Below are 9,136 nucleotides of genomic sequence, written 5' to 3'. Positions count from 1 at the left end.
CGGCCCAGGGCGACCACCCGGCACGAAGAATCGCAGGCCGGCGCCCCGTTACGACGTCGGGAAGACCGTCAAACGCGAACCCACGCTCGAAGCCCGCCACGCCAAGATCGCAGCGGCGGCTTAAAAATCAAGCTCAGGGCAGAACCGGTTGCCAGTGGACCTACCTTCCTCACGACCTGCCGCCGAAGAGCGCGACGTACTACTACTTCGCCGCCTGGCGTGACGACGGAACTGACCAGGTCATCCATGAACTCCTGCGCTGCCAGGTCCGCGAGCGTGCCCGCCGATTAGAGGACCCGACCCTGGTGGTCCTGGACACACAGAGTGTCCACGTGGCTGCCGGGGTCCCCGCCTCCACGACCGGCCGGGACCCGGCAAAACGGGTGCCCGGCCGCAAGCGGGGCCTGGCCGTCGATGTCCTGGGCCTCGTCATCGCCGTCATCGTCCTCGCAGCGAACACGCACGACAACGCCGCCGGCATCGCCCTGCTGGACCAGGTCGCCGAACACACCGGCGGCACCGTCCGCAAGGCCCTGGTCGACCAGGGCTTCAAGAACCAGGTCACCGCACACGGCACCAGCCTGGGCATCGACGTCGAGATCATCGAACGCAACCCGCAGGACCGCGGGTTCGTCCCGCAGCCGAAACGCTGGAGGGTCGAACAGACCTTCGGGATCCTGATACTGCACCGACGCCTGGTCCGCGACTACGAGCACCGCTCTTCCTCCTCCGCCTCACGCGTCTACTGGGCGATGACCCAGGTCATGGCCCGCCGCCTCACCTGCGCGAACACGCCCACCTGGCGCGACCCGCAGGCGGTGAGTGCATGAGCATCCAGCCCCTCCTGGACGCGCTCGACATGCAGGAAGACGCCGCCCAGGCCCTGGCCGACGACCTCCGCACGCAGATCGAGGAACTGCAGGGCCGGCTGCGGGAGGCCGAGACCCAGCTCGAACACCTCGCGATCACCCGCAAGACCGTCACCGCTCTCGCCGACCGCCTCCCGGCCCGGACGTCCCCGCCCGAGCACCCGGACTACCCCCGCATCCTCGCCCTCTTCCACGAGGCCACCGACCCCCTTCGGGCCCGCGACGTCTGCGAAGCCCTCGATCACGAACTCGTGCCGAAGAACATCGAAGGCACCAGGGCCAAGCTGAAACGCCTCGTCAAACTCGACGTTCTCACCGAGATCGACCCTGGCAGCTTCACCAGGAAGCAGTAGCCCCACGACCAGCAGCCCTGCCCCAACCCCACCTCGAAACGGACATCAACTCACGAACCGCCCTCTGAAAGTTCCGCTGAGGGGCCCGTCGATTAATTAATGGTGCGTGTCGCGTCAACTGGTCGTTGATGTCGCATGCATGACGTATCTGGCGAGTTCGCAGGGGTCGACGAGGCGGACGGGCAGTGGCTCGGCGTGGTGTCCGTGCTGCTGAAGCAGGGGGCGGGCCTGTTGAAGGAGGGCGCGCATCTGGTTCTCGCCGATGCGGAAGAGGTGGGCGATCAGCGAGCAGGGCAGTCCGCGCTGGTCGAGAACGGTGGCCCAGACGATGTTCTCGACGGCGAGCTTACGGTGGTGGGGGCGCTGCTTCGGCGGCAGCGCGTCGGCCAGTTCGCGTACCTGGGCGACGAGTTGGTCGAGGACGTCGCGTGGCATGCCGGTCAGCACGGGGTGGGTGGCCAAGGCGGAGTCGAAAGTGTGGGCAAGGCGGGGGTGGGCCCGGCGTCCGGGCGGCTGGAGCGGCACAGCGGGGACGCCGGCTTGGGGTGGGATGGTGTAGTTCCACTCGCCATGGAACTCATCGGGGTCGATGGTGAGCGCGGCGGCGTGCTGAGCGTCGATCTCGATGCCGGTGGGGTAGACCCCCTCATCCAGTCGGGCGGTCACGCGCAGGCCGCCACTCGTGGTGGTGGCCGCGATCAGGCTGAGGGCGACCTCGAGGCTGGTCAGCGGACGGGCGCGCCAGTTCATCGAGATGAACGAGAACAGGCGGTGCTCGACCTTATTCCACTTCGATGCGCCGGGCGGCAGGTGGCACACGCTGATCTCCAAGCCGGTCTCGGTGGCGAGGACGGCGAGGTTGGCCTTCCAGGCCTTGGCGCGGGAGCTGTTGGAGCGGCCACCGTCCGCGCTGGCCAGCAGCCGGCGCGTGTGCGGGTAGGCGAGGCTGCCTTCCTCCTTCCACCAGCGGCGCAGGGCGGCGACCGCGAACGCGGCGGTGTCGTGGTCGGTGCCCACCACTACGTAGCCGGTGTTGCGCCCGACGTCGTAGATGCCGTAGGGGATCGCGGTGCCGACCGCCTGGGTGGGAAAGTCGTGATCGAGGACCTTGACCGGGGCGCCGGGAGGGGCCCATTCCCGCCCGGCCTGGGCGAACAGCCCGATCTGCTCCTTCCTCTTGGTGTCGACGCTGATCACCGGATCCCCAGTGTCCAGGAACTGCCTCACCTTGTCGTTGAGGTGGCGGAACTGGGCGTCGCGGTCCGGGTGGGAGCTGCCCGCCAGGACCCGGGCGTTGCCGCGCAGGCTGAACCCAGCCTCCTTCAACAGCGCGGCGACGGTGTCCCGGCCCACCGCGCGGCCCTGGGCGACGAGTTCGTCCGTCAGATGCCGCAGCGACTTCGTCGTCCACGTCAGCGGCCCTGTCGGATCGCCCTGCGTGCTGTCCTCGACCAGGGCCGGCAGCGCCGCGCGCAGTCCCGGGTCCTTCACCGCCGCTGCCGGACGTCCCCCGCCCGCCCGGCGCACCCGGCCGTCAGGTCCGGCACCGTTCTCCAGGTCGGCCAGCCCGCGGGAGACGCAGCCCTTGGAGACGCCGGCCGCCGCAGCGACCGCGGCGATCCCGCCATGCCCAAGTTGTCGCGCCTCCGCCCCGTACAACAATCGGCGCTGACGCTCATTCAGATGCGGTGTCACCGCCTCCAGCTTCGCCCGCAGCGGACCGATCAACTCATCGAAACGCCCCATACCACATCAACGAGCCCAAGTCTCGGAAGCAACCCGTAGATTTCCGACGGCGCCCTGGGCCTCTGCGAGCGAGACACGGTTGGCACCGCCCGGCGTGAACGGCCAACGGAACTGCACCGAGTCGTCTTCCCAGAAGCAGATCGGGCAGATGGCATATGAACCAGGTCATCCGTCCTCCAGATCGAAGACGAGATGACCGCAGCAGGGGCACGGGCGACGGGTATCCACCGCGCCCAGTCTGGCCTGGTGCCGCGCCGATCAGCGACTCAGATTTGGGAAGCGATCACTCGTCACCTGGGAAACGATCTCCAGGGGTCGCTGTCTGACGCTGGTCAGCTGTACTCGTGAACACCCCGGAATCATGCTCGCGCAGGTTGCTGTGCCGCCATCCGGTTAGGAGGCCGCGATGTCGTCCAGGGGCACGGTGACCGAGGGGCGGGCGGTGGGGTTGAGGCGCAGGAGCCCGCCGGGCACCTCGGCAGCGATCTGGCGGCCGGTCAGCAGCCGGTAGCCGGGCCAGTCCGTGGGGAGACGGCTGGGGGAGGTGTACGCGGTAACGACGCCAGCCGTCTCGGGGTGGGGCTCGACATACAGTCCGGAGCTCTGGGGGTGGGCGAGGACAGCGAGGGCAGTGTCGCGCAGGGCGGCGAGGAGGTCGTCCTCGGGTCCGTGGCCGGTGGCCGCGGCCTGGAGCGCAGCCTCGGCGTCATTCTCGGGCTGGTACATCCCCAGGGCCTTGGGGGAGGGCCGATAGTCGGGGTTCCCGGTCCAGTCGAGGTCGCCGAACGGGCCGACCTCCCACCAGCCGAGGATGCCGTACAGCGGGACCTGCCCGTTGGGGTCGAAGGCCGGGTCGATCTCGTAGATCCATTTGCCGGGCGCGGACAGGGCGCGTTGGCGCAGCGCGTCGGTGATCGGCGGGGCGGGCGGCCCGGCGGGCTGGGGAGTGGTCACGGTGTGTCCTCGGTCATGGGGTCGGTCGGGTCACGTACGGGGGTTGCACGGCTCCGCCGAAGACGGGCGGGCTGCCGGGTGGCGGGGTGTAGTACGGGTTCGGCACCGGGTCCCCCCAGGTCTGGTTGACGGGGTTGAACTCGCGCCAGGACTTGATGTGTTCAAGGTTGATGCCGCCGGGGAAGGCGACCTCGCCCTCGTTCTTGTGAGGGTTGTCCTTGACGGTGGCGTTGACGTCGATGCCGCCGGGCGCGTCGACCTCGTACATGTACTTCCTGCGGAAGTCGGGCATCTGGGACGGGTCTCGGGTGGCGCCGACGAACGCCGACTCGTCCTGTTTGATCACGTAGCCGCGCAGGTCCGTGTTGTGGGTGTTCCACGGGGTGAGACCGTTGTTGGCCTTGATCTCGGACGGCGGGCGGTCGTCCAGCCGGTAGAGCGGCTCGTTGCTGCTGCGCCAGGTGACGTCCCCGAGGCCGGACAGGTCGACGCCGGACACGGCGGCGGTCTGCGCGGCGGACTTCTCCCCGGCCTCCTTCGCTGCCTTGGCCGCCGCCTCCTGGGCGGCCTTCTCGGCGGCCTCCTTCGCCGCCTTCTCGGCTGCTTCCTTCGCGGCCTGCTCGGCGGCCTGCTTGGCCATGACGGCGGCGGCCTCTTCGTCGGACATCGCCACGGCACCGCCGCCTCCGGTGGTGCCGACGGTCAGGAGGTTGCCAACCAGCTTGCCGCCGGCCTCGGCCGGGTCGGACCCCCAGCCGCTGCCCACCAGACCCTTGACCAGTTCGGACGGGTGGTTCACGGCGCTTGCCAGCCCGGTGGCGAGCCCCGACAGCCCACTGGCGTACTCGGCGGGGTGCGTCAGGTTGTAGGCGTCGAACGGGTTCACGCTCCGGGCGAGCCGGCTGAGGTCGGAGACGCCCTTCACCACGCCGCCCACGAAGTGGAGCCCGGTCGACGGGATGGTCTTTGTTTCGTCCAGGAGCTCGGCCTTGAGGATCTGGGTCCGGCTGGGCATCGACGGAGCGGCCTGGGCGAGCGCGGTGATGGCCGTCAGCGCGGTGCTGGCCGCTGAGTCGCGCTGGGTGCGGGCGGCGTCGAGCTTGTCCTCGGCCTCCTTGAACTGCGCGGCGGCGTCCGCAGGGGGCTTGAACTCGCCAGGCTTGGCCGGCGGATCGCCCTGTCGCTGGTCGGCCGGGGTCGCGTTGTAGGCCTTGAGCCGCAGGTCGTACGTCATCGCGTCGTTCATGAAGGTCTTGGCGGCGGCGTCCGTCTTCTTCTGCGCCTCCTTCCAGATCCTGACGGCGTCCTTGGCCTGGTCCTGCGCCCAGCTGACGGTGTGCCCGAAGGCGGCCAGGGCGCTGCCGGCCTTGGCGCAGGCGTCCGCTGCCGTCAGCCACAGTTTGGGCTGGGGGTCGAACTGGGCGCGGAAGTTGTCGGCGGCCTGGCCGCTCCAGTGGTCGGTGTCCAGCCGGGACATGCCCTGGCCGGCCTTCTCGAACGCGTCGTGGAGCTTCTGCAGGTGGTCGGCGGCCTCGGTCAGCTTCTTGGCGTCGCCGTGCAGCAGCTCCTTCGGGTCGTCGCTCTGGCCGAGCTGACGCTCGGCGACCTTGAGGCCGGCGTCGTCGGCGGCGTCGTCGCCCCAGCCGCTGACGGTCTGACCCGCGCCCTGCAGCCCGGCCTTGTCGAGCGCGGAACCCGCGAGGTGCGCGCCCTTCTGGAAGCCCTTGGCCGCGATCTTCGTCCCGCGGTCCACCGCCCCGTCGACCATGTCGATGGCGTCGTCGAGGAATCCCACGGCGTCACTTCTCCTTGGGCGGGTCGATCCGGCCGGTGACCACGCCGGGCCCCTGGGTCAGGTCCTGGCCCAGATCACTCCACTGGTGCTTGATGTCGGAGCCGGCCTTGTCGAAGGACTTGCCGGAGAAGTCCGGGTGCATGATGTCGTTGATCGGGTTGTCGCCCAGCACCTGCGACCAGGACTTGCCCTCGATCTGCTCGTCGCTCTGGTGGGGGTTGCCGAACACGGTGGCGAACACGTCCTTGGACAGGCCGCTCGCGTACTGCTCCTGGTCGTGGTACCAGCCCGCCGCCAGATCGAGCTTGCCGGCCATGTCGTTGCCCTTCGCCACCAGCGACCGCACCCCCCACTCCCAGCGGTCGCAGAACTCCTTGAACTGCGCCGCCAGTTCGCTGGACCCGGCCTCCATCCCGGTCACCCCCAGCTGGCTGAAGCCGCGCCCGGTCTCCGCGTACTCCGCCACGCCGATCGCCTTGAGCTCGGCGATCACCCCGTTGAGGCCCGCCGCCACCTGCTTCAGCGCCTCCGGGTCAGCCCCGTAGCCGTCCCCCACCGTCCACACCCCTCGTCATCGACGGCCCGTCCAGGGCCGCTTCGTCAGGCACGATCCCGCGTACCGGCGGCAGCAGCATCGGTTCCCCGCCCGCCACGTCCAGCGCGATCCCCCCGGGCACACCCAGGTCCGGCACCGCGACGTCCAGCAGCCGGCTCCCCAGCACCGTCAGGTACGGGAACCCGTCCAGCAGCAAGTCCTTCGACCGCACGAACGCCGCCAGCTCCGCCTCGGACGAGAACGCGAGGATCCAGCGCAGACCCCCCTCGTCCGCGGTCCACACCGCCTCATCGCCCCACAACGGCACCAGCACCGCGCTCAACCGGAACTGTGCCAGCAGCACCGCCGGATCCCCGGCGCCCGCGCGCAGCATCCGCACCTGGTGCACCAGACCCGCGTTCTGCACGCCACACCCCCTATGGAACGAATTGCCCTCGAACCATACATGGGAAGATGAGACCGGTCCTCCGGTTAGCCGGACCGCGCTTTCTCCACCGGCTCGAAACCGCCAGCGTCCGTCGGAGACCAGCGAACTGGAGGATCCGGCGCCTGCCCACTGGTCAGGGCGGAGCGACGAGGAGATGAATGGCGGCCCACCGCAAGCGCATGGTCGGAGGCTGGGCTGGCGGAGCACTGCCGCCCGTCGCCCTAACGCAGGCCGGGCCCCGTCGAAGAGCCAGGGAACCCGACCATGCAGCGCCCTTCGCTTCGGCGTCATGACTGTGCAGGGCCAAGGCCGTTAGCTGGCGGCGGTGGCCCCTTCGAGCGGGGTCGACGGCGCTTCCAGAGGCCCTAGGCTTGGCGGCACCCACCCCCATAGGGGGCAGCCACCACCAGGGAGCACGATGGCATCGCACCCGACCGCGACCAGCACGCGGGTGGACCCCGCTCTGCTCTCGCTGGAGCTCCGGCACCAGCACCGCCTCACCGACAGGTCCGGGGACGGGTTGCAGGTCTGGTCGGCCCGCATCGACGCCGACGGCGAGCCCATCGGCACCCTGCGCGCCGCACGCTGCCTCTACTGGCGCAGCGGCAACCTGTACGACCGCATGACCGACGAAGGCGGCTTCCTCGCCCACGTGGCGGCCCAGGTCCTCACCCCCGACGGCCAGTTCAGCCAGGAGTTCGAGGAAGCCGTCGAGATGCCCAACAGCCTGCTGGTGGTCGACCACCTGGACCTGCCCTCTCCCTGGCAGCACCCGGTCGTCGCCGCCGCGCTGGTGGCCGCGCTGATCGACCGGTTCACCAACAACCACTACGCAGTCGTCCTCCCCACGACCGACACCGCCACGGTGCCGGGCGCTGCGCTGCTCCACCAGGCCGCGGAACTGCTGGCCGCCGACGAGTACGACGAGGGCTTGCTCGTCATCGACACCTGCCTGGCTGCGCCCGAGCGCGCCGCCGCCCAGGTCCGGCAACGGCTCCAGGACCTCTCCCAGCACGGCATGGACTACCCGTACGACGAGGCCGACGAAGAGGACGAATGGGAGCTGACCCCGCGCACCAGGACGGTGCTGCGCCTGGCGCTGGAGGACCTGGGCCAGATGGCTTGGGCCGAGGTGGCCGCGCTGGGGGACGAGCAGCTCACCCGCAAGAGCGCAGGCCTGTTCGCCAGTCTGCCGAGGCTGACCTTCGGCCAGGACAGTGGCTGGCGCCGGCAGATGGCGCGGACCTTCGACGACCTGGCGGCCGACCTGACGGCCGGGCGGGACCTGGAGCCGGGCTGTACCGGGGAGGAGATGGCCCTGCACCTGGCGATCAGTCGAGCGCGGGAGATTGCCACCGACCGCCCTCGGCTCGTAGCAGCCGCCGTTGAGGGCCTGCCCGTCCATCGGTACGACCTGGACTGGGAGGCCTGCTCCGACCTTCTCTTCCAGGACCACGACGTCCTGATGCTGTTCGACGCCTCCATGGACGGCATCGAAGACCCCGGCAACCAGGTCAACCAGATGCTCGGCATGGTCAACCTCGGCCTGAGCGACTGGTTCACCCCCTTCGACCCCGACTGCGCCCGCGATCCCGCACGAGGATTCCGGCACATCTAGCGGGCCTCCGCCCCCGCCGGTCCCGGCCGGTCCAACGCCAGGCCCGGCCGGAACCGGTTGGGCGGCGTCGGCCTCGCGCGCCCACATCGGTGCCGCAGTGCTACCGATTGCCCCTGGGCACGTCCTGATGCCGGGCTCAGGTGCTGGTGCGCAGCAGCAGCAGGTCGAGTACCGGGGCGTCGGGTCCGGGCTGGTAAGGGCCGGTGTAGCGGTAGCCGAGCCGGCGGTAGAGGTGCTGGGCGGGGTGGTCGCCGGGCATGGCGAGCAGGGAGACCCAGTCGGTGCGGAGCGCCTCCAGCAGCGCGGTGTGGATGCGGGTCCCGACGCCGCGCCCCTGCCAGCCGCTGCGGACGGCGAGTTCGCAAATGCCCGCGAGGGAGCCCGTGGTGCGCGCCTCCTCGGGAGTGACCTGCGGCAGCAGCTGCTCGCCGTACCAGTAGGCGGGGGAGCAGCGGAAGCCGTAGCCGAAGCCGACGATCTGCCCGGCCGCGAACGCGGCGACGAGGGTGAACTCCTCGTGCCGCGCGTGCCCGCTGATCTGGCGGCGCAGGGTCTCGGGGGTGAACCCGGCGCGGGCGACGTCGTCGTGGCCGGCGTGCGCCTCGGCCCAGACGTCGGCCAGGGTGTCGAGCAGGGTGGCGGCGTCGCTCGGGCCGTAGCGCCGGACGACGAGCGGTATGTCGGGGGTGTTCATGGTGGCCCTGCAGGCTGCGGGGACGGCGGCTGTCGGGCTCGAAAAGTCATCGCTGCAGGTGACAGGGGTGGTACGGCCTGGGCTGGCACGATGTTCGCGTGGTCGTTTCGATGCTGTACAAGGT

Annotated in this window: 9 protein-coding genes and 1 pseudogene; 3 read left to right on the top strand and 7 right to left on the bottom strand. The window is 70.1% G+C overall.

The window, feature by feature from the left end; genetic code table 11:
- Positions 1 to 134: 134 nt before the first annotated feature.
- Both ACH4E7_RS44830 and ACH4E7_RS44825 read left to right on the top strand, forming a co-directional pair.
- Positions 135 to 830 (top strand): annotated as a pseudogene (locus ACH4E7_RS44830) (IS5 family transposase); the annotation flags it as partial.
- A complete protein-coding gene (locus ACH4E7_RS44825) occupies positions 827 to 1,222 on the top strand; it encodes a hypothetical protein (RefSeq protein ID WP_396254998.1) in 396 nt (131 codons plus the stop codon). The pseudogene ACH4E7_RS44830 and the gene ACH4E7_RS44825, both read left to right, overlap by 4 nt.
- Positions 1,223 to 1,336: 114 nt before the next feature.
- On the opposite strand, the gene ACH4E7_RS44820 is transcribed toward ACH4E7_RS44825, so the two are convergent.
- From ACH4E7_RS44820 to ACH4E7_RS44795, 6 genes are all read right to left on the bottom strand, one after another.
- Positions 1,337 to 2,968, bottom strand: coding sequence for an ISAzo13 family transposase (locus ACH4E7_RS44820; RefSeq protein ID WP_396254997.1), 1,632 nt, complete (start codon positions 2,966 to 2,968; stop codon positions 1,337 to 1,339).
- A 6-nt stretch (positions 2,969 to 2,974) separates the two neighbouring features.
- Positions 2,975 to 3,118 (bottom strand): CPCC family cysteine-rich protein, encoded by a 144-nt coding sequence (locus ACH4E7_RS44815; RefSeq protein WP_396254999.1) that lies wholly within the window; start codon positions 3,116 to 3,118, stop codon positions 2,975 to 2,977.
- 243 nt (positions 3,119 to 3,361) lie between these two features.
- Positions 3,362 to 3,922 carry a type VII secretion system-associated protein gene (locus ACH4E7_RS44810; RefSeq protein WP_396254996.1) on the bottom strand — a complete coding sequence of 187 codons (561 nt, stop codon included), beginning with the start codon at positions 3,920 to 3,922 and terminating at the stop codon, positions 3,362 to 3,364.
- Between the two features lie 13 nt (positions 3,923 to 3,935).
- Positions 3,936 to 5,717, bottom strand: coding sequence for a putative T7SS-secreted protein (locus ACH4E7_RS44805; RefSeq protein WP_396254995.1), 1,782 nt, complete (start codon positions 5,715 to 5,717; stop codon positions 3,936 to 3,938).
- 4 nt (positions 5,718 to 5,721) lie between these two features.
- Entirely contained in the window at positions 5,722 to 6,273 is a 552-nt protein-coding gene (locus ACH4E7_RS44800) for a hypothetical protein (protein ID WP_396254994.1), read from the bottom strand.
- Complete coding sequence (locus ACH4E7_RS44795) at positions 6,251 to 6,679, bottom strand: hypothetical protein (RefSeq protein ID WP_396254993.1); 429 nt, start codon at positions 6,677 to 6,679, stop codon at positions 6,251 to 6,253. Before ACH4E7_RS44795 ends, ACH4E7_RS44800 begins: the two co-directional genes overlap by 23 nt.
- Positions 6,680 to 7,118: 439 nt before the next feature.
- Here ACH4E7_RS44795 and ACH4E7_RS44790 point away from each other — a divergent pair, with 439 nt between their 5' ends.
- A complete protein-coding gene (locus tag ACH4E7_RS44790; protein WP_396254992.1) occupies positions 7,119 to 8,318 on the top strand; it encodes a hypothetical protein in 1,200 nt (399 codons plus the stop codon).
- Between the two features lie 136 nt (positions 8,319 to 8,454).
- On the opposite strand, the gene ACH4E7_RS44785 is transcribed toward ACH4E7_RS44790, so the two are convergent.
- Positions 8,455 to 9,012, bottom strand: coding sequence for a GNAT family N-acetyltransferase (locus ACH4E7_RS44785; protein WP_396254991.1), 558 nt, complete (start codon positions 9,010 to 9,012; stop codon positions 8,455 to 8,457).
- Positions 9,013 to 9,136 lie beyond the last annotated feature (124 nt).

The sequence above is a fragment of the Kitasatospora sp. NPDC018058 genome, assembly GCF_044327205.1.
Taxonomy (GTDB): Bacteria; Actinomycetota; Actinomycetes; order Streptomycetales; family Streptomycetaceae; genus Kitasatospora.
The sequence above is the reverse complement of the archived record's forward strand: the minus strand, read 5'-3'. Positions and strand labels throughout refer to the sequence as shown.

Bases quoted from the DNA above. Each gene is read 5' to 3' on its own strand.
- ACH4E7_RS44825 (WP_396254998.1), top strand. From the start codon at position 827: ATGAGCATCCAGCCCCTCCTGGACGCGCTCGACATGCAGGAAGACGCC.
- ACH4E7_RS44820 (WP_396254997.1), bottom strand. From the start codon at position 2,968: ATGGGGCGTTTCGATGAGTTGATCGGTCCGCTGCGGGCGAAGCTGGAG.
- ACH4E7_RS44790 (WP_396254992.1), top strand. From the start codon at position 7,119: ATGGCATCGCACCCGACCGCGACCAGCACGCGGGTGGACCCCGCTCTG.
- ACH4E7_RS44785 (WP_396254991.1), bottom strand. From the start codon at position 9,012: ATGAACACCCCCGACATACCGCTCGTCGTCCGGCGCTACGGCCCGAGC.